This is a genomic window from Njordella calcicola, assembly GCF_056494125.1.
In genome coordinates this window covers 1,745,297-1,766,668 of the sequence record NZ_CM151396.1, presented here as the reverse complement: position 1 = coordinate 1,766,668, position 21,372 = coordinate 1,745,297, and the positions used below count along the sequence as shown (strand labels likewise).

The window sequence follows — 21,372 nt, the reverse complement described above, 5'->3', positions numbered from 1 at the left end:
TTTTTGAAATGCGTTTCAACGAGGGCTGGTCGTAACATCGATTTGCTTGGCAGATCAACTTATCTCATCGAGTGACATATGTCTCATTACTATACAAATAGGCGAAATGGAAGCGGCGGCGACGCGGTCCGGTTCTTAAAAAACCGGAAACAACTGCGACCGGCGTTTACGTTGATCGAACTGCTGGTGGTCGCGGTGATCGCTGGCATCTTGATGAGCATGGTCATGGTTGCTTTGCGAGGAGCTCAACAAGACGCCAACGTCGCCAAAACACGAGCGACGATTCGTAAGATCGACGTGATTATTCAGGATCGATATGAAGAATATCGTTATGCAGCAATCGATTCGATTATTAGCCCGGGCACACTACCATTTGGATTCAATCGACGAACGCTTCCCAAACAACCTGTTTTCACACCGTTATTAACCGATCCAGTTTCGGGACTCGCGGAGAGCGACTCACGTATCCACTCTCGCATTCGCCTGCAGTTAACGCGTGATCTCATGCGATTTGAAATGCCCGACTGTCCAGGTGACTTGTTTACCGCTTCGGGCGGTGGTTTTGCTTTTCGAACCAAGCCAATATTCTCGGCTTACTATTCGTTTGGGGGAGCTCCTGTCAACGTGGCATTGGATGACTCAGCACGATACGCGCAGTTGAGAACTATGCTTGCAGCCAGGGCGATTATCCCTGGAACCAATCCCGCCCAGTTAGCATTTAATGGAACCATTTTTACAGATACCCAATTCACCGAACAGAACTTCAATGCAGAACTGCTTTTTCTGATTGTGGAAAGCTCGTACGTAGCAGGCAGCTTTGGCATTGAAGCGTTCTCGAATTCAGAGATCGCGGATACCGACGGCGATGGCTTGAGAGAGTTTGTCGATGCCTGGGGACGCCCGATTCAATGGCTGCGGTGGCCTGCAGGCTACTACGATGATATCCAAACCTCACAACTGCAAAGCTTACGCTCTCTCGGGAATGCAGCCGAGCTTGATCGGTACAATCCGGACCCTTTTGCGAAGTATTACAACAGTGGAGTTAACAGCACGATTGATGGGGGAGATCCCTTCGATCCCAACAAAGCGGACTTGGGATACATGACCAATAACGCAGCGGACCTGCCGCTGGGTACGCTTCGACCCTTGATTGTGTCGGCTGGACAAGACGGGCTGTTTGGCCTGAGGTTCTTCTGGACTGGCAATAATGCACGCACCAATCCCGTTCCTTCCCCTTTGTTTTCGCAATCGGACTCCATCATCACAGTCGGAGGCAGTCCCTATCTATGGCCAGACCCCTATCATCCACGCCAGTCTTCCACGAATGGTTACATCGCCGGGGTTAACCAAGCACTTGGTGGGGTTTTGAACACTGACGTCGACGGCAACGGGAATAACACGTTAGATGTGGTTACAGGCGTCAACTCGGGTGGTTTTGTAAATGCACCTGAATTGCTGTACCGAGAGACATCTCCGGCAAGATTGAATCAAGCGATTCGCGAAAGCGTTTCGGACAACATTACAAACTTCGATGAAACAGGAGGAGCGTTGTAATGAGTCACCGACTATTTCGAACGATCCGGTTGCGTACGCAAGTACGAGGGCTGACGCTGATTGAGTTAATGGTGGTCGTAGGTATCGTAACGCTGCTGTCCGCAATCACGTTGCCAACACTGCGCACCATTATGAGCCAACGTAAGACGAGCCAGGGTGCGATTCTGGTCAAGAACATGTTGGAAGCCGCGCGAGCACGAGCGATCGCTCGTGGCCGTCCAGTGGCTGTTGTTCTGGAGCGATTGTCGTCGCGAGCCGAACGCAATCCTGCATTCGATGGTTCGCAACCAATCACAGCGGCCAACTTTCCATTGATTTCAACCACGGCTTCGGCCACCGATTTTGAGGGGAATTATGATGCGTATAACACTTGCATTCGATTGAGTCTGGCGGAGACTCCGCCACCTTTGGTTTTTGAGAATGTAACCTTCAATGTGAACGGTAGCATCCTAACTTTGGGCTCTACGGTTGCTAACGACTCTCGATTCGCTCAAGCAGTCCGTCCAGGAGCGGTGATTGAGTTTCCCGATGTGCCGGCAATGCACCGCGGATTGATGGTTGTCAGCGTCGACGCGAACAATGACCAGACCCGAGACGTGGACGGCAGCGGCAATCAGTTGATAACTGTCGATAATTTCTCTTCAGTACCTGCCACGATGAAAGCGGAAGTGGATGGATTGGTCATTGCTCGGCAAAGCATTCGCCCCCCAGTGCAAGCCATTCCTCCCGTTGGATTTTCAGCACCTACGCGGATGTTAGTGCAAGCTTTGCCTCAGCCTATTGCGTCTCAGATTATCGATATGCCAAGAGGCACTTGCATTGACTTGTCGCTCAGTGGATATGCGTCGGACACACGCTGGACCTCGCCGATTGCATCGGTCCAAGAAATCATCAATCGTCGTGATACGCGTCGTCACTTTGCATCCGATTGGATTTCACCCACTGCGGATCCATCGCCTGTGGCATTGCGTCCGGTATACATCGTGTTTGGCGGAACTGGCTTGTTGGAATCTGTGATCATGAATGGCATATCGGGAACTGCGGGCTTGCCGGTGATCAACAAGTATGATGCGCATGAAGACATTTACCTTTTTGTTGGCAGAACAGACCAGATCGTGCGCGTGGCCGAATCGAGTGCCACGGGTCTGCTGACGCCAAATCAAATACCAATCTATCCGCGAAATTTGGAATCCGAGCGTATCACGGCGAACATCAACGATAGTTCGAGCACTTGGGTTCGAGTGTCACCTCGCTCGGGCTCGATATCGGTCTCGACGGTAGCTTCTGCATATGACACGCCGCTACCGGACGGAACGCTGCCGACGGCGACGACGTTCCGATCGATCGGTGAGGTTTTGTATCGCTCGCGAATGTTGTCTTTTACTGATGGGGCGACGGCGCAATGATCAATCACATGAAGAACGTATCAAAGTTTCGCTTGGCCCAGCATCGTTTAGGTGTTTCGCTGGTGGAAGTCCTGTTTGCGATGATGATCGCACTTTTCGGACTGGCAGGCGTGCTGGCCATCATCCCGTTGGCGGCCCGACAAGCCAGCGACTCGTACGCGCTTAACCAGGCGACTGGTGGAGCCATCAACGCGGCGGCCATCTCGGCAGCGGCTGATTTAGTGCTTCCCAGCGACAAGTCGCCATGGGTTTTCGACGACGACTTAGTTCCTTATCCCAACAGCAATAGCCCTGACCCCTATGATCCACCGTTGACAAACTACAGTGCTGCTCCAGCTCATCCTTATAAGCCCGTGAAATCGATGGATGATGTGTACGTTGGATTACAGCGTAAACGAATGAATGATCCATATCTGCCTGCTTTCAATCAAGAGGCAGCATGGCGGCGTGTCATTGGTCAAGGTTTTTGTTTTGACCCGCTGTATAGCAGCTACGTCAATCAAGCTAACTGGCTAGCCAGGGGTAAATCTTGGACGACTGACTATGCGAATGCCTTAATCCGTCGTAACCGGATGCCGTTCTTCAACGATCACATTTTAATGAATGCGGCTTCTGGACAATTCGCCGTAGGTGGCGTCGAAACGCCAAGGTTAATACGCGTCTCTAGCCTAGCAAGACAGAACGTTAGCGCCATGACATTGCCGCTGCCAATCTCAACCGTTGCAGCCGATTCGCAGAATGCAAATTTAGGTGACTTAATCCAGGCGACGATTCAACAAGACAAGAGTTTTGGTGCGCTACGAGAATTCGACGGTGTGGACGTTGGTAGTTTGATCTCTTCGGCAAAGAAATCTGACTTGAGTTGGTTTGCGACCATAGTTCCAATTGAAACCAAAGCGTTGGAGTTCCCGCGACAGTTCACTGTTTCTATTGTCGTTGTCAATAAGCGAGATCGCTCTTTCGACATACCAGACACGGCGGCGTTTGATGTCCTGCCGGAAGGAGAGCGAATCGCACTTGCAACGCAGCAGTCCAACTACAACTTACCTCCAATCAGCGCTGGTTCGTTGTTGAACGCGACTCTTCATTTTGATGTTCGCTCTGACGCGAGGCTAAGAGCCGGTGACTACATCATGTTGTCGCGTTATTTGCAATGGAATCTACCTGATACCATCGCCAATGGGCGTCGGTTGGTACATCGTCATGCTTGGTATCGCGTTGTTGCTATTGGTGAGGCGAGTGATGCCGCGCCTGGCACACCGCAGATCTCACGTGATGTCGTGCTGCAAGGTCGCCCTTGGGATTTCCCTGATTTGGATCCGTCTCTCAATGGACCGGCCATTGGCCTCCCGGCAGTGCCCACAGCGGCGGAACTTGAAACGATTGCAACCGTTGTCCAAGGCGTGGTCGCGGTTTATGAGTATCCAGTGACTGTGAAGTAGCTGGATACCTTTTCAAGACTTATTACCTCGGTTGAATTCACAGCATGACAAGCTGTGCGCAAACTCCTCAATGCAAAAGCAAACTCCTCTCGACGTTTAGGAAACAAAGCCATGAGAACGAATCAAAAAGCGAAGCGTGGTTTAGTCCTGCTAGTGGTCCTTGGCATGCTCGGACTTTTCAGCTTGCTGGCCGTGACCTACATGGTCTTTTCCGGACAGTCGCGGACCAGTGGATTGATTATCAATCGAGCGAAGTTGCAGAATACTGGGAAAATGCTCTATGACCCAGATATTATTCCGTTGATATTACGAGGCACTCGAAGCACTGCATCCGCATTCTCGATGCACTCCCTGCTAGGGGATGTATATGGTCGCCGAGCAATTGAAGGATATATCAGGTCCTATCAAGTTGCAGGCAATCCAACCGGCTATGATGGCGCGCCGGCTAACAATACTTGGGTGAATGCACCGCATGGAGCAGTTTTAGTTGGAGCTCAATCGCCCCCAATGCCCAGCGGCCTCTTGGAAAGCGATACTTCATTTTGCAAAGTGCCACTGCGTGAAAATGACATTGCGATCACGACCGAGTTTGTTACCGGCCAAGTGCTGAGCCCTATCGATGATGCATACAACGCTCGCGTCTTTACGATGCTTGAAGGGCCGCTAGCGAATCAATCGTTCCGTGTATTGAAATATATCGGTTGGGAGTCAATCTTAACGGGCCCTCCAACACCGGACCCATTGGCATATTCGATTCTGATCGATTTGGCAGATGTGCCAACAGACTTGGAACTAGAGGGAGCCGTGACTGGAGTTGGCTCGTTTCGAGGAACGTTGAACGCTTGGCTGTCGACTCACGGCCCAAACTCCCTGTTCTATAATGCGACGGGGGCTCCTTATCGTTACTTGATTAATGACGCGGTTTACAATGGAGTTGGGTTCGGCGTTCATCCGGGCGTCGATGGAAGTCCCGATCCCATAGATGCAGGTGGAAACCTGACACAGTACTGGACGGGCGACTTCAATAATCGAGCTACTACTGCTCTACCACGTCCTGATGGCCAAGTCGTGCCGATTGGACTGTTGCCCAACATGGACTACATGGAGTCCCGTAACGTCTTAGGTTCTACGAATGAAGGCGTTGATGTTGCAGATTTTCGAGACTTTTGGCTGTCCTGTTTGGATCCCAACGGCGACTTCCGCGATCCTAACGGCAACCCTGGACTTGATCCAAGAGAAATCATTCCATCTTATCACCGACCGGAATTGGTGAATTACATTTGGCAACTTTATGAATCAGGAAGTGGACTGGCTAGTCGAACCCCAGCGGACATCCAACAACTTCTGAGGCTGGTCGATTTTGCGTGTGCTCGCCCGTTAGCGGTATCGTTGAACAACAATCCAATCCGCCCCGGTGTACCCGTCAACAATGGGTTTAATGTTGGTTCAAGTAGCTTCAGCGGTCTTTCACGAGACTTTGCTAATCTAAACTGGACCAATGGCTCCGCCGCGGAGCAAACTGCGCTGCGAAATTTCTTAGGATCGCTAGTGCAAGGGCCCTGGGATGTGGACAACGATGGCGATGGGATCGCGGAAAGCGTTTGGATTGATCCAGACCTCCCCACAATCGTCTCACCCGAAGGCAAGATGCTAAAGATTATGACGGCGGTTCACATCGCGGATTTGGATAATCGGATCAACGTCAATTTGGCAGGCGATATTCTGCAAGGGCTTCCAACATACACGGACGTATCATCGCTTTCATTTGCAAGACGACAGACTTCGGCTTATACCAACAATGAGATTTTGGCGCAGGGCAGTGGCGTTGGGCCCGGAGATCTGAGCTTTCGCCATCTGAGAGATTTCTTTGACTCGACGTCAATGAATCGCTTTCAAGCTCAACTAGAGTTTACGCAAGCAATGATGCGACTGAGGAATGGTAATGATGCCCCGCCTGGCGACCGCTACTCACTCACAGGCGTTCCAGGCCGCTACCGTGACCAAGTCTCAGTCGACTCGATCAATAATGGGGGAGGAGATACCGGCGATGATTACTCAAGCTATTTCTTTGAGAGAGGCTTAACATCGCTCAATCCTCAGTGGGCGTTTGACCTTGGTGGTAACCAATACATCTATCCTCGTGCGGGCTTTCCGGTGATGACACGAGGGCGTTCGGCCTTTGGTATCGATTTGAATGGCAATATCGCCACTTATCGTCCGCCACTATTGAACCCCAACAACGGCACCCCATTCGAGCCCGATGAAATTGCGGACGATCCCTACGAACTGTCGCAAGAGTTGTTTGGGCAAGACACGCCATTTACTTTAGAAGAGTTAGAGCGATTGGTACGGCGTTACGACGGGGATATCCGTAATCTTTCAGATCGACTTGCGAAGGTTGTGGAGTTGAATAACGATCCCAACGGAATTCGTTACAACCTTGCCATGCAGATCAACAAAGTGATTACCACGCGCAGTCAAGAATTGCGCAATGCTCCGATCGGATTTGCAGGTCGAATCCAATCCAACGATCCTAATGTTTTAGCCCAAGCAAACACAACGAAAATCCAACCGGTCGGCAACCTGCTGGAATGGGTCACGCTGCTGCACGAGCATCATTACCGTACCTTGGATAACAATCCACTCGAAAGCGCTAACAACGACCCTTCTGCAGTTCATCATCCAATCGATTCCAACTTAGTGCCGCCGTTGACGCCGGATATCTTACGAGCTCTGTTCCCGATTGAGTTTCGTCAAGGCTTGAGGATGAACCTCAACCGTCCTTTCGGAAATGCTTTCGTCGAAAACACGAGCAGTCCCTACTTCGTAAATGATGACGTTACTGGTACGGGTGCTACAGGAATCAACTTACCTGTTGTAGTCGATGATCCGCGAGAACTCGCATGGAACAACGGCCAGAACGAGGTTATTCGTCAGTACCCTTACGACGGCAATATGATTGATCCTCCGCCAGCGGGATACTTCAACTTGCTTGGAAACAAGAACAACATTGGATTGTTCTATCCCAATGATGGCTCTGGAATTGCGCCGACATATCGCACTCTTCCGCAATTGGCAGCTCCACCTGCTTCGCAGCGTCCGCAACAACTCGGACTTGCCTCGCGTCAGTTGTACGCTCGACAACTGTATTGCTTGGCGCAACTGTTGGTGCCACAGGACTATCAGTTTGTCACCATGAACGGTCATACGCCCAATACCCGGGACTGGTACAAGCTGCGTGCTCGAACGTTGGCTCAATGGGCAGTGAACGTTGTTGACTTCCGCGACTCTGATTCGATCATGACGCGATTCGATTATGACTATTTACCTTTTGGTATACGAGCCGGAGTCGGAATCACTCAAACACCACCAAGTGCGTTAGGTTTTGGAAGAGATCCAGGCTGGAGACCCGAGCCAGGCGATGTGGTGTGGGGGATGGAGTATCCAGAGCTATTGCTTACCGAATCTCTTGCATTCCACGACAAACGAGTACGCGAGACAACGTTGTATCCCAGTCCCATGGGGGCTAGGCCCACACAATACCGAATCCCACAAGGTTCGTTGTTTGTTGAGCTGTACAACCCACGCACACAAACCGGCGCGGCCTCAATCCCTGGCCTCGGCGAACAAACGGCCCCTGCGTTCCCCAAAGAGCTGTACGTTAACTCCGGTGGGGTTGTCGGTCTGCAGCTTGCCAAGCTCGCTCCGCCCTCGACAACAGGTGCCTACGGACGTCAACCCGTTTGGCGAATTGGCGTCGGTCGCACTAAAGGTCAAGACCCTGCAATGGTGACTTATAGCGAGATGCTAAATGACAACAGTGTTGGAGGACCGGCATCTGAATTGGTCCAACATGCCACGAACCAAGCTAGCGAAGAATTCGCCCCTTCGGTGACAACCGAATCTGGTGAGACGGGCGATCCCGTTGTCGCCAACGGTCTGTACAGCGACTTGGAAGATGTTGGAACCACAACCGGTACAACAAACATTGAATTTGAACGGGTGATTTGGTTTACAGGATCGAGACCAACTGATCTCGGTATGACACGAGTCCCAAATCTTCGAAATGGCACCGTGAATATCAATCATAAGGTCTATTACAATCGGACTGGCGGTGTTAATGGAGCCACGTTCGGATTACCTGCAGGTTCGTATGCGGTGTTAGGTCCAAGGGCAGAGACCGTTATTGGCTCTCGTGACACCATGGCGGGCAGCACGCGCGATCCTTACTATGAGCCTAGCCCTCAACGAATCCGATTGAACGCCAACAGTGTCGAACACATTCGATTAGATAACTCGATTGCGAACGATCGATTCAACGGTCGTATCAAGCCAGTTGTTACCATGATTACCCAAGCCGATCCGCCTGATCCTATCTGGCAAGGTAACAACCTAGCCACAGACCCGCTTGCTCCCGACGAAGGTATCGGTATCAGCGTCTCCGAACCGCTGCCAACACCTGGCGGAAATTACTATCCGCGGCCAACGCACCAGTTGAACACCAACCCACCCTCAGGCTATGAAGTTCGACGTCCGGATGCTTATGCAGATCTCTCTGATGCAGGGCAGTTTTTGGACACGGATATATTTGATGACGAAGATATGGACGATCCCACGGACGTAAGAGTCAACGAGTATCTACAAAATGGAATTTGGAATTCGCACCGCACGCACACCGACTTCTGCGAGCTTTACTTGCAACGATTAGCAGATCCGCTGCAAGGTTATGACCCCTATTTCAACCCGTACATTACGGTCGATACACTCAGCGTCGACTTAACGTTGTTTACTGGCGAAAACACTAATGGCGATTACCAGAACGTGACACTAACGGCCAATCAACTGGCGTTCGAATCACGTTTCAAAGATGGCCGAAGTGTCCATGAATTGGTTAACGCAGTACCGCCTGCCATTGGGGTGAATCCTCTGCCTGTTACGCCGCGGACAACGCAAGTAGGCTCTTACATGTCGGCATCCACTGCGCCTCTGTACCAAACCTTGCGCTCGACGACGCCGCCTCAGCCAGTCTATTTTTCGTTCGAACTTGGATACCAGAATCCTGACGATCCATCTTTCACGCATTCCAGTTCGACGCTTGGTTATTTGAATGTCGGCCATCAAATTGTGCCTGATGCGACCGCCTTCTTGGCTGACGCCACATACCCTGGCAACTTCCAAGCAATAAACGGTAGCTTTGATGGATTCGGGCCGCCTCGTAATTTTGGATTGAACCCTCCGCAGATCAATGCGGATTATCGAGGCACATCCAATCCAGAGTTTTGCATGATGGCTTCCCTGTTCTGGCCCAATCGCCAGTTCGCTAATCCATCTGAGTTAAGCTTGGTGCCATTTGTAGGCCCGGGCCAATTGGGTGGCGCGTTCACGGTTGGCCAGACCGGCGGTGCATTGAATCCCTATGCAAATACCGACGCAACAGACCGCGGATTGGTACTGCCATTTGGACACTTAATGAACCTCTTTGAAACCAGCGCCCGATTTAACATTGCTGCGGGTGCCAGTCCGGTACCTCCAGCGGCCGTCAATACTGGCGAAGTTCGCGTGGCTCGACGGGAACCATACTGGATGCGCCGCAATCCGGCTCAACAACCAGGCGCAGAACTTGGGCTATTGATGGAGTTGGTGGAGACGCCTCCCCGCTATGCAGACACCGCAAAGATCCTTAATCCTGCTGCAGTTGACGTTACTTATCGTCCGTCGGGCAACGCGGGAATCGATGCGATTCGCAATCGAATGCTAGCGGATTATCTCACTCCAAACAACGTCGCTCCAACCTATACCAATCCAGGTAAAATCAATATCAACACGTTGGTCGATGAACCGGTTTGGAACGCAGTTGAATGGAACATGTTCCAAAATGCAACCGCTCGACTCAACACCGTGGGTAACATTCCATGGACTGAGCCGTTCAACACTGCCACAACGAATGCGACAATTGTAGGTCTACGCAGAGGCTATCCTGTGAATCCGGCGTTCGTTAACCCTATCCTAAACAACGCGACTAATATCTATTCATCGCTGAACCCAAACATTCACCACATGTACCCAACGCAGTTTGCAGGCGCCTACCGCTCGCCGTTTAATGCAAACATCACGCCACCGATCGGCAATCCCTATGATACTACGCTACTAGAGGATTATCGCCCGGCGCGAAGTGCAACTGTCACGACTCGAAGACCGGCGGATGCCAACTCACCGCTCAACCCCACTGTCAATACGATGGCATTCCCGTCGTTTGCCCCAGCCAACGAACAACTGTCGCAACCGCTGATGGCATACAACCGGCTGAATCGACTTTCGAATTTGGTCACCAACCAGTCGAATGTGTTTGCGGTTTGGGTCACGGTCGGTCTGTTCGAATGGGATCCGGTCAATGGGCTGGGCCGTGAGTACATCAGCGTCGATGGTAAACCCGAACGACAACGTTCGTTCTACATCATCGATCGTACCGTCCCTGTTGCCTACCGCGAAGGTGACTCCTTCAACTCAGAAAAAGCGATCCTCCTAAGACGCAACATCGCGAGGTAGAGGCTGGAGCTAAAGCACTAAGAACTAAGAACTAAGCACAGTCTTCAGCATCGCTCAAGCTTCAGTCCGGGCCTCCAACGGCGGAGCACTCACTTGCAGCCCCACCGGGACGAGACCGTGCGGAAGAGGCCCATGCTCTGTTTAAGTTTAGGTTTAAGTTTAAGTTTAAGCTTAAGCTTTTAGCCGACAGCGATGAGCACTCAAGACTCGAGACTCATCTGGTCAGGCAGCATCTTGTCCAAGGTGGTCTGTTTAAGCTCGCTGGCACGGGTGGCGGCTAAGGTGCCGTAGAAAACTTCTAGCCGAGAAGCAAACTCCGAGATAAACTGCCGACAAGCTCCACAGGGCGAAACGCCCGTCGGTGATACAATGACAATCGCTTGCCAGTCTCGCTTTCCAGCAGCCACTGCTGTACAAGCCGCCACACGCTCGGCGCAAATCGTCACGCCAAACGAAGCGTTTTCCACATTACATCCTGAAACAAGACTGCCATCTGTTAGCAAAATGGCTGCGCCGACCGTGAACTTTGAATAAGGAGCATACGCTTGAGTTGCCGCTTGCTGGGCAGTGGCCAGCATCCGTTCCACGGTCTCTTCGGTCGTTTTCATCTCAGCCAAGCAATCTTTCTAACCACAAATGTCGCACAGGCCTAGGCAGCCAAACCAACCATAGCCGGAGTGCTACAGCCCAATAGGACCAGCGGTTACCGGCGGAAATTTATCGCCATACATGAAGCGCTCCCACAAATTTGCTCGACGCAATCGTGGATCATTCGTCTTCACCAGATGCTTTTTGCCGCGTCTAGTCACCAAAACTAGGCTACCGTTGGTCACTTCCTGTACTGTCCAAAACTTGTCGACCTCGTACGAATACAGCTCACCCAGCGGTGCTGGATCCACATTCCTGGCCCGTGGGCCCGGATGCGTAGAATGCTTCTCGCGTCGATAGATGACTCGGTCACCAACAGCAAATTGACTCATTTCTTTCACCTGCAACAATCACCAAGTAGCAAGGAAATTCCGATAATCCTTCACAACTTTAAGTATAGGTCGTAAGTTCGCGTTGGGTAAATGCATTTACCTGCATATTTTTGCTGAATCGCAAACTTATTGGTCTAACACCAGTCTTCGAAACCACAATCCGCCGCAACTATCGTTCCATATCATCCGTTGTTTGCTGAAGCATGACGATGTGGTTAGCAGATTTGTTGACAGATTAAACGTCAGTCGCTATTCGTACCCGCTTGCAGGCAAGCAGGAAGTGTTTCCAACAGATTCAAAGATGCCCACAGATGAGATATACGTTCTCGTGAGCAAAAATGAAAACTCCTTGGCGATTTACAGAATCTGTTGGCACCCCTGCGACAGCGCCGGAACATCGGTCGCTTAAAACTAGTGTCAACGTTACTGACACAATTGGATATTACTTGATTGGCTGTGCGCGGTTCCGGCAATAACGTAGCGACCTTGTTACCGGCCTACGGGACCTCCCAATTCGGGAGGGTAGAAGGCGGACGGCACACGGAGTGTGACTGCTAACGACGCGTACGCCTAGCGGCTAACGGTTAAATGAAGATGTGCTCTTCGTAGGCCCGGTAACAAGCAAAGCTAACGACAGCGCCGGAAGATCGGTCGCTTAAAACTAGTCGACGTCACTGACACAATTGGATATTACTTTGTTGGCTGTGCGCGGTTCCGGCAATAACGTAGCGACCTTGTTACCGGCCTACGGGACCCTCCGAAACGGGAGGGTGAAGGAGGCGGACGGCACACGGAGTGTGACTGCTAACGACGCGTACGCCTAGCGGCTAACGGTTAAACGAAGATGTGCTCTTCGTAGGCCCGGTAACAAGCAAAGCTAACGACAGCGCCGGAACATCGGTCGCTAAAAACGAGTCAACGTTACTGACACAATTGGATATTACTTGATTGGCTGTGCGCGGTTCCGGCAATAACGTAGCGACCTTGTTACCGGCCGACGGGACCCTCCGAATTCGGGAGGGTGAAGGAGGCGGACGGCACACGGAGTGTGACTGCTACCGACGACGATCGTTGCCGCCGCGTGGGCCACCGCGATGACGGGGGTTGTGGGGCGGGGTGTGGCGATGATTCTTCATGTTCTTGTCAACAATCACCGATATCGCGTCTACCCACGGAATCACATTGCTCGCTTGCAATGCTTCGACTTCGTCCGCTTCGTCTTCGGCCTCGTCGGCGTGACGACCGTAGATTTGGCGGCCAGTGGATGCGACTATGTCGTCACCTTCTGGCGCTTCAACATCTCCGCGTGAACGACTGCGACGACGGCGACGGCGACGGCGTGGGTTCCCTTCGTCATCCAAAACGGTCTCTTCGATGGGAAGCTCGTCATCGACGAAAGCAACATCGTCGACGAATTGCGGATCTTCCCAAGCAGTCGATTTGCCTGCAGGTCGATCGTCTCGGGCTTCCGATCGATCAAAGCTGCGTTCAGGCCTTCCTCCGTGCTGGGCGGCTGGCGCACGTTCTGGACGTGGGCCGCGTTCGGGCCTTGGACCACGTTCGGGGCGAGGGCCACGCTCAGGCCGAGGTCCGCGTTCAGGTCTCGGAGCACGCTCGGGCCGCGGAGCACGCTCCGCGCCAAATTCACGTTCTACCCGCGGCGCACGTTCGGGCCGAACATCCTCACGCTCGGTTCGAGGCGAGCGCTCGGGGCGTGGCTCTCGATCAGCCCGCGGCTCGGCTGCGTCTCGACTAGACTGGCGACGGCCGCCTGTCCCACGACTGTCGCGATCGTTGCTCCAACGACGACCACGGCGGCTTGGCGAATCGATAGCAGAATCGTCACCGACCTCGTCTAAACGCTCATCAATGATTTCAATTTGGTCGTCCAATGATTCGAGCTCAGGTGCTGTCGAATCGGCACCAGCGACAACTTCACGGCGAGGCCTGCGGCGAGGGCCACGGCGCTGAGGTGATCCGCCTTCGCTGTCGTCCAATTCGCTGCTGCGAGGTCGACGAACATCATCTGCTTCGCTTCGAGCAGGACGTCGTCCGCGGGGCGCAGCTTCGGAGACCGCTTCGTCGATGTCGGCATCTTCGCCAACAAAGCCGCGGGGGCGTCGGTCGCGGTCTTCTGCCACGGGTCGTTCGGAAGTTGGGCGTTCGGGGCGTCCTCGTCGCGGTGGTTCCTCGCGAGATCGACGCGGCGGGCCATCCGGTCGGACAGGGCGCTGTGCCGCTGGCGTTGGGATTTCCGAGGTGGCAGGAGGTGCCGGTTCGCTAGGCCGTACGTTGAAGCTGGCGAGAAGCGTTTCGAGATCATCTTCCGCTTTGGTCGAGCCTTCGCGTTTTCCAAGCAACTCGTCGGAGACTTGCTGGGGCGACAACTGTTCTGCCGGAGCCGTTTCTTCTTCGGTCCCCCAGAACGATCGCTTTGGCTTTGGAGCTGCTCGTTGTGCAGCCGGTGCTTCCTTGGTGACTTGTGGCGAAGTCGAGCCAAAAGTCGTTTCGGGGGCGGACGGAGCTTCTTCAGAGGCGGGCGCGGCCACGCCGAAGAATTCGGCGACGGCGTCCCAAGTGCTCTTGCTTCGAGGTTTGGCCTCGACCGCCGCAACCGCAGCCGGTTCGACACTGGAGCTTTCCGCTGGAATGTCCACATTTTCCGAAGTAGCGGGTGCGGTTTCGACAGCCGCAGGCTCTACGGCTTTCGATGGTTGTTTGGGAGGCGAAGGCTTACGTTCGATCGGGTCGATTGATGGCGTGCCGAGGAGGTTGGCAAGCTTATTCCAATTATCTGGCATGAACTATCTGGTTACTGAGAAAATGTATTTATGGGGCCACGCACGTAAACGAAAGGCGATGGCTGAATTGAACAAGAGCGGCTTATACGAACTGGTGATCATGCCTACATCGATGATCTTGACCTGGAAATCTAGCTCGCTCTTTGGTCCACTGAAAGCTCAGTATACAAGTAAGTTCGCTTCGGGAAAAGGAAGGTTTGGGCCTTGGCTGCTTATTTCGAGCGCGTATTTCTAACGTCTAGCCCCTTGTCGGATACGCTCAAAGGGTCCATGATATGTCGGTCGGCCCATTAGGGCTCTCGCAAGGGGGAAGCGTGAACCTGGTCAGGACTTAACTGGAGCAGCCATAAGCGTCTGTACTCTTGTGCGGGGGCCGCTTGTGGGCCGACTTTCTTCCTTTTTCTCGAATTCAAGCTGAATTCCGACGGCAAATGATCTAGGGCTCGCCCGCTGAGATTGCTAGACTCCGCCCCAGCAGCCAACATGGTGGTTGGCCTTTATTACAAGCAGCGAAGGCGTCACGGATGAAACGCAAACCAGTTCTACGAAGCTTCCATTCTGTCTTGAGAGCATCGATTGGTGCATTGGCACTCGCAACACCCATGACCGCGCTAGCGCAGCAGTTTCAGCCCGGTGCCCAACAAGCCATCCAGCAACCGCTCAGCCCCGCCCAGCAATTGCAACCAGGCACCCAACAACTACCAGGCGGCCAGCCACCGGTCGCTCCCCAAGCGCCGATGCAACCTTTCCCGGCTCTCAATCCTCAAGAAGACAAGTATCTCAATGACGTTTTGAACTACTGGAGCCAAGAGACCGAGAAGATCGAACGCTACCGATGTGACTTCCAGCGTTGGACCTTTATGGGGAAAGAATCGCACGAACAATACGCTAAAGGTATTGTGCGATTCATGAAGCCGGATCAAGGTCTCTTTAAAGTCGAAGAGTTGTACTTTCTGAAAGGTGTCAACCCAGACGGAGCCCCTCAGTTTGGCCAAGTGGAAGGACAGTACGGCGAATGGTGGATCTGCGACGGGAAGACGTTACACAATTTTGATCGTACACAGAAGGTCGTCACGCGTTATCCGCTGCCGCCAGAAATGCAGGGCGCGGCGATTATCAATTCGCCTTTGCCTTTCTTGTTCGGTGTCAAAGCGGCCGACGCCAAGGCGCGTTTCTGGCTGCGACCTGTTGCTTCCCCCAACGATGCAAGTGGCAAACCCCGCGTGGACATCATTGCCATCGAAGCTTATCCGAAATACCAAGTCGACGCCCAGAATTACTCGAGAGTCACTATCTATCTAGATCGAAAGCAGTTCTTGCCGCTGTCCTTAGAAATCTACTTGCCGAACTGGAACCCCACCAATAATTCGAAGGAAGTTTTCGAGTTTGCCAACAGAGAGATCAACTGGACTTTGATCGACCGCATCCAAGAGTCGTTGAAGTTCAAAGAGCAATTCATTCCCATCGCTCCTCCCAAGGACTGGAAGATTATCGACGAGCCTGCTCAATTGCCAGGCGCGGAGAATCGGGCGGCGGAACAAGTGGACCCCAACAGTGCTAAGCGATAAAGCTCGATGAACATTGGTTAAGGATCTATCTGCGTCGTCGTTCGCTCCGTCGAACGAAACGGTTATGATCTCAATCGTTTCGATTGCGGAGCAATCGACAACTGTGTTGGACGGATGAGCGTTTCGATTGCGGAGCAATCGACGACTGTGTTGGACGGATGAGCGTTTCGATTGCGGAGCAATCGACGACTGTTTAGCCAACGGGTGAGGTACTGACCAAGTTCGCTTCAACGATATCGGCCGCTGTGGTTGCGCCGCCACAACTTTGCAAATCTGCGCAGACCACACGCAAGCGTTCTTTAAAACTATCGTCGCTCAAAACTTGCTGGATCATCATTCGCAACTGCTCCGGTTTGAATCGCCGCATAGAAGCCCGCAACCCGATCCCCGCGTACTCAATCCTGGTCGCCATCGCGGGATGATCGACATTGCGAGGCAAAGCAATCATCGGCACCTCTCTGGTGATGGCCTCTAGCACGGTGTTGACGCCTGCATGCGTAATCAACAATGCAGCTCGATCAAGCAATTCAATCTGGGGAGCAAAACCGACTAAGATTTGATTGTTCGGCAGTTTGCCAAAGGAACTTATCAACTCTTGCGTTTTGTCTTGAAAGCGGCCCAGCGACATGACCAGTTGAGCTGAAATGCTCTCGCATGCCTTGGAGATCTTGCGGAACACTTCTACGTTTCGCTGGCTGCGCACCGTTCCCATCGAAGCGAAAATCAATGGTCGCCCATCTAATTGCTCCCAAGGAAACGCAGGGGATGCCGCTTTGCGGTCCGCTCCCAGCGATCCAACGTAAGTGAACGCAGCGGGCAATTGCGTGCGCGGAAAATCTAGAGCCGGGCACAACTGTGAAAGTTGAGCTCGGCCAGAGAACGTATCGGCAGTCTGCTTCAGCAGCGGCAGCTTCCAAGCTTTGCGATAACTGTTGATCGCTGCCAGCACCGGCCGCATATAGACTTCAAAGCCCCGGTTGAAAAACTGATTTTTGTACTTCATCCATGTCGAATTGTCGTAACGCCAACCGCTGAAGTGCGGAACAACGTTCGCTTCCGCATGCCAGGGCACCGATGTGGCCAGTGTGACAAAGGGGATCTTTAGATGGTCACAGAGGGTTGAGCCTGCGACCACATTCTGATCGACCACAACCAAATCGGGTTGCAAAGCGGAAAGGATGTCCGGTCCTTTTGTCAGCAGTGCTTCCGCCAAAATCTGAAACATCTTGACGCGCACTAGATCAGCCCGGCAGCCCAGGATAGTTCCGACTGTGGGCAACATACGAGTTAGCAAACGGGGCGCGGTGTCATCGCTAGATAGCGGTACAAACTTTATGCCAAACTTGGCAGCAATCTCGCAAGCCTTCTCTGGCTCGGTGACCAGCGTGACATCATGCCCCCGGCCGATCAACACTTGAGCCAAGCTTAACGCCTGAAACAAATGGCCCTCGTTATTCCTCGACAGAAAGACAATGCGAGCCATAGATTGAATTCGAAGCGATGATCAAGAGAGTAATTATCAAGTCAATCGCAGGCGATACACAACTCTCCTGCGATAGACCTTGATGAATGACGCGGCAAGCTTCGATTGCGAATCGAGCCAGACAATCTGTTATTTGAGTACTAGCAACAAATCGCCGGTTTCCACTTGGCTGCCTGACTGCACTAACAACTGAGCAATCTCACCATCACGGTCCGCATTGATCATAGTCTCCATCTTCATCGCTTCCAGTGCCAAAAGCTTCTGCCCCTTGGTCACGACGTCGCCTACTTTTACGGAAACGCCGATCACCATACCAGGCATGCTAGCGGCCACATGCGTTGGGTCATTGGAGTCTGCTTTGACGCGAGCTGAACCACCAGCTTCCAATGAGTTATCGACGACTTCGACTTCGCGTGGTTGCCCGTTCAGTTCGAAAAAGACCGTGCGTGTGCCGTCTGGACGAGCTTCGCCCACTGCCAAAAACTTGATGATTAAACGCTTGCCAGGCTCAAGCTCAACGCTCAGTTCTTCGCCGATTTCAGGACCGAAAAAGAACGTTGGCGACGGGAGTCGGCTGACGTTTCCGTAATCCCGTTGATGAGCTGCGAACTCGTCAAAAACCTTCGGATACAAGACGCTGGAGATAATCTCCTGCATCGAAAAATCGCGACCAAACTTTTCTTTCAGTTGTTTACCGACTGCGTCAAAATCCGCTGGGGGCAAAGATTCTCCGGGCCGACCAAGAACCGGGGGATGGTCTTTGAGGATCGCTTTTTGGACATCGGCCGGGAAGCCTCCAGGGGGCTGGCCCATCATGCCGCTTAACAAATCAATCGCGGAAGCCGGATAAGCGATTTCGCGAGCACCCGACTTGATCTCTTCGGCCGTCAATTCGTTCGCGACCATTGCGAGCGCCAAGTCACCGACTGCTTTACTGGTCGGCGTAACTTTCACAATGTCACCCAACATTTGATTGACATCCGCATAAGCCCGACAAACCTCAGGCCAGCGGTCGGACAAACCTAACGCTTTGGCTTGTTGATAGAGATTCGTGTACTGGCCGCCAGGCATCTCATGTTCGTACAGGTCGCCACCTGCCACGAGTGCTTCGCTTTCAAACGGTTGGTACATTTCGCGAACCTCTTTCCAATAGGTCGCGATGGTGGTCATGGCATCGGTCTGCAGTTGGCTAGCGCGATCGCTATCGCGCAGAGCTTCGACCAAAGTGTTCAAGTTCACTTGCGATGTACCACCAGACATTGGAGCAAATGCCCCGTCGGCGATTTCAAGCCCTTCATCGGCCGCGTTCAGAATCGAAGCGGCTTGGATACCGGCTGTATCATGAGTGTGGAAATGGATTGGCAAGCCCACTTCTTCTCGCAGAGTCTTGACCAGTTTGCGAGCAGCGGCGGGTTTGCATAAACCAGCCATGTCTTTGATCGCAAGAATCTGAGCCCCCATCTTTTCAAGATTCTTCGCCAAATCGACGTAGTACTTGAGGTCATACTTCTGACGTTTTGGATTGAGGATATCGCCGGTATAACAAATCGCAGCTTCACAAATCATCCCGCTGTCGACAACTGCCTCCATGGCCACCCGCATGTTGTCGGCCCAGTTCAATGCGTCAAACACGCGGAAGATATCCATGCCAGCTTGAGCCGCCTCATTGACGAACGCTTTCACCACATTATCGGGATAGTTCGTATAGCCCACCGCGTTGGAAGCACGCAGCAACATCTGAAACAGAATGTTGGGCACGAGCGCTCGCAAATCGCTTAAGCGTTGCCAAGGGCTTTCCTTGAGGAACCGCATGGAGGTATCAAAGGTCGCCCCCCCCCACATTTCCATCGAGAATAACTGCGGCATCATGCGTGAATAAGCGTCGGCGATTTGGACCATATCATAGGTACGCAGCCGAGTCGCCAGCAGCGATTGATGCGCATCGCGCATGGTCGTATCCGTTAGCAGCAACTCTTTATGATTGCGCAATGACTTGCAGAATTTATCGGCACCCATTTCCAGAAACTTGGTTCGCCAACCGCGAGGTTGCTCTTTAGTTGCAAGCAGGGTAGGGACCGTCGCAGGCTCGCGTCGCACCGTCTTCATCGCGGCTTTCTGCGAACCGTTGACGATGGTCTCACCAATGAACTTTAACAATCGCGTCGCTCGGTCGCGACGTTTAGGCAACTCGAACAACTCCGGTGTTTTGTCAATCATCCGCGTGGTCGCTTCACCATTCAAGAACGTTGGATGTGTGATCAGCGAAATCAAGAATGGGATGTTCGTCTTCACACCACGAATGCGGAACTCTTGCAGACAACGTTCCATACGACCAGCAGCTTCGACCAGTGATCTTCCACGTACAGACACTTTCACCAACATCGAATCATAGAACGGATTCACGACCGCTCCACTGAATGCACTACCTGCATCTAAGCGAATCCCCATACCACCGGCCGATCGGTAATGCGTGATACGACCATAGTCAGGCCGAAACGAATTGGTAGGATCTTCCGTGGTCACACGGCATTGAATGGCAAAGCCGTTGGTGACAATCTGAGGTTGAGGGGGCATATCAATCACTGGGTCCGTTAAGTTATTTCCCATGGACACCAAGATCTGCGCTCGGACTAGATCGATACCCGTAACTTCTTCGGTGACCGTGTGTTCGACTTGAATGCGGGGATTGACTTCGATGAAGTAGAATTGATTCGTATCGGTGTCGAGCAAAAATTCTACGGTGCCAGCGCAGTAATAGCCTACTTTACGCGCGATTGCCAAGGCCGCTTCGTGTAATTGTGAGGCTACTTTCTTTTCCAACATTGGGGCTGGCGCGATTTCAACTACTTTCTGATGACGTCGCTGCACAGAGCAATCGCGTTCATGCAGGTGGACGATATTGCCAGCGCGATCGCCTAAGATTTGCACTTCGATATGCCGAGCTCGCGCGACCAGTTTTTCAAGAAAGACCTCATCGCTGCCGAAAGCGTTTTTGGCCTCGCGTTGAGCTTGTTCCAATGAGGAAGGCAGTTGGTCAGGCGTTTCCACAATGCGCATCCCGCGTCCGCCACCGCCCTTGGAAGCTTTTAACATGATGGGATAGCCCATCTTCTCCGCAACACTTTGCGCTTCGGCTAACGAGGCCACCGCCGCAGCCGAACCTTTCAGCACCGGCACACCGACTTGTTCAGCGATGTTTCGAGCAGCAACTTTATCACCCAACATCTCTAGTGCTTGAACACTGGGACCGACAAAGGTAATTCCATTTTCTTCAAGAGCGCGAGCAAACTCTGGGTTCTCGCTCATGAAGCCATAACCTGGATGAACGCCATCGACACCATTGCGTAAGCAAATATCGATGATGCCCTGAATGTCCAGGTAAGAACGAATAGGTTCACCAGGCTTGCCGATCTGATAAGCTTCGTCTGCTTTGAATCGATGCAAAGCAAACCGATCTTCATGCGAGTAGATCGCAACGGTGCGAATCTTTAACTCATGGGCACTACGAAAAATCCGGGTGGCAATTTCACTGCGATTGGCAGCCAAGAGCTTTTTGATTGGTTTCATATCTGGGCGATTGGAAGTCGTAGAA

The 21,372-nt window shown here is 52.6% G+C and carries 10 protein-coding genes and 1 other RNA gene; 6 read left to right on the top strand and 5 right to left on the bottom strand.

All coding sequences use genetic code 11. The features are described from left to right. The first annotated feature begins 78 nt into the window (after positions 1 to 78). The 4 genes from SH302x_RS06695 to SH302x_RS06680 all read left to right on the top strand — a co-directional run bounded on the left by SH302x_RS06695 (position 79) and on the right by SH302x_RS06680 (position 10,948). Positions 79 to 1,554 carry a type II secretion system protein gene (locus tag SH302x_RS06695; protein ID WP_479367957.1) on the top strand — a complete coding sequence of 492 codons (1,476 nt, stop codon included), beginning with the start codon at positions 79 to 81 and terminating at the stop codon, positions 1,552 to 1,554. Continuing rightward, on the top strand, positions 1,554 to 2,960 hold the full coding sequence (locus SH302x_RS06690; protein WP_479367956.1) for a pilus assembly FimT family protein: 1,407 nt from the start codon (positions 1,554 to 1,556) through the stop codon (positions 2,958 to 2,960). Before SH302x_RS06695 ends, SH302x_RS06690 begins: the two co-directional genes overlap by 1 nt. An 8-nt stretch (positions 2,961 to 2,968) precedes the next feature. After that, positions 2,969 to 4,402 carry a type IV pilus modification PilV family protein gene (locus tag SH302x_RS06685; protein WP_479367955.1) on the top strand — a complete coding sequence of 478 codons (1,434 nt, stop codon included), beginning with the start codon at positions 2,969 to 2,971 and terminating at the stop codon, positions 4,400 to 4,402. 111 nt (positions 4,403 to 4,513) lie between these two features. Further along, positions 4,514 to 10,948 carry a hypothetical protein gene (locus SH302x_RS06680; RefSeq protein ID WP_479367954.1) on the top strand — a complete coding sequence of 2,145 codons (6,435 nt, stop codon included), beginning with the start codon at positions 4,514 to 4,516 and terminating at the stop codon, positions 10,946 to 10,948. Positions 10,949 to 11,148: 200 nt separating this feature from the next. On the opposite strand, the gene SH302x_RS06675 is transcribed toward SH302x_RS06680, so the two are convergent. The 3 genes from SH302x_RS06675 to SH302x_RS06665 form a co-directional block, all read right to left on the bottom strand. After that, positions 11,149 to 11,556: a cytidine deaminase gene (locus SH302x_RS06675; RefSeq protein WP_479367953.1), complete on the bottom strand. Its 408-nt coding sequence runs from the start codon at positions 11,554 to 11,556 to the stop codon at positions 11,149 to 11,151. A gap of 72 nt (positions 11,557 to 11,628) precedes the next feature. Beyond that, positions 11,629 to 11,928, bottom strand: coding sequence for a hypothetical protein (locus SH302x_RS06670; RefSeq protein WP_479367952.1), 300 nt, complete (start codon positions 11,926 to 11,928; stop codon positions 11,629 to 11,631). A gap of 1,055 nt (positions 11,929 to 12,983) precedes the next feature. After that, positions 12,984 to 14,729: a hypothetical protein gene (locus SH302x_RS06665; protein ID WP_479367951.1), complete on the bottom strand. Its 1,746-nt coding sequence runs from the start codon at positions 14,727 to 14,729 to the stop codon at positions 12,984 to 12,986. Between the two features lie 288 nt (positions 14,730 to 15,017). On the opposite strand from SH302x_RS06665, the gene ffs reads away from it, so the two are divergent. Both ffs and SH302x_RS06655 read left to right on the top strand, forming a co-directional pair. Next, an RNA gene (gene ffs, locus SH302x_RS06660) (signal recognition particle sRNA small type) lies at positions 15,018 to 15,115 on the top strand. Positions 15,116 to 15,253: 138 nt separating this feature from the next. After that, positions 15,254 to 16,297, top strand: coding sequence for a TIGR03009 domain-containing protein (locus SH302x_RS06655; RefSeq protein ID WP_479367950.1), 1,044 nt, complete (start codon positions 15,254 to 15,256; stop codon positions 16,295 to 16,297). A gap of 193 nt (positions 16,298 to 16,490) precedes the next feature. Here the strand turns inward: SH302x_RS06655 and SH302x_RS06650 are convergent, their stop codons facing one another. Both SH302x_RS06650 and SH302x_RS06645 read right to left on the bottom strand, forming a co-directional pair. Then, on the bottom strand, positions 16,491 to 17,780 hold the full coding sequence (locus tag SH302x_RS06650) for a nucleotide disphospho-sugar-binding domain-containing protein (RefSeq protein WP_479367949.1): 1,290 nt from the start codon (positions 17,778 to 17,780) through the stop codon (positions 16,491 to 16,493). Positions 17,781 to 17,909: 129 nt separating this feature from the next. Next, entirely contained in the window at positions 17,910 to 21,347 is a 3,438-nt protein-coding gene (locus SH302x_RS06645; protein ID WP_479367948.1) for a pyruvate carboxylase, read from the bottom strand. Between the last annotated feature and the right edge of the window lie 25 nt (positions 21,348 to 21,372).

Coding starts and splice junctions, on each gene's coding strand:
- SH302x_RS06690 (WP_479367956.1), top strand. CDS start 1,554: ATGAGTCACCGACTATTTCGAACGATCCGGTTGCGTACGCAAGTACGA.
- SH302x_RS06655 (WP_479367950.1), top strand. CDS start 15,254: ATGAAACGCAAACCAGTTCTACGAAGCTTCCATTCTGTCTTGAGAGCA.
- SH302x_RS06675 (WP_479367953.1), bottom strand. CDS start 11,556: ATGAAAACGACCGAAGAGACCGTGGAACGGATGCTGGCCACTGCCCAG.
- SH302x_RS06695 (WP_479367957.1), top strand. CDS start 79: ATGTCTCATTACTATACAAATAGGCGAAATGGAAGCGGCGGCGACGCG.
- SH302x_RS06650 (WP_479367949.1), bottom strand. CDS start 17,780: ATGGCTCGCATTGTCTTTCTGTCGAGGAATAACGAGGGCCATTTGTTT.
- SH302x_RS06645 (WP_479367948.1), bottom strand. CDS start 21,347: ATGAAACCAATCAAAAAGCTCTTGGCTGCCAATCGCAGTGAAATTGCC.
- SH302x_RS06685 (WP_479367955.1), top strand. CDS start 2,969: ATGAAGAACGTATCAAAGTTTCGCTTGGCCCAGCATCGTTTAGGTGTT.
- SH302x_RS06670 (WP_479367952.1), bottom strand. CDS start 11,928: ATGAGTCAATTTGCTGTTGGTGACCGAGTCATCTATCGACGCGAGAAG.
- SH302x_RS06665 (WP_479367951.1), bottom strand. CDS start 14,729: ATGCCAGATAATTGGAATAAGCTTGCCAACCTCCTCGGCACGCCATCA.
- SH302x_RS06680 (WP_479367954.1), top strand. CDS start 4,514: ATGAGAACGAATCAAAAAGCGAAGCGTGGTTTAGTCCTGCTAGTGGTC.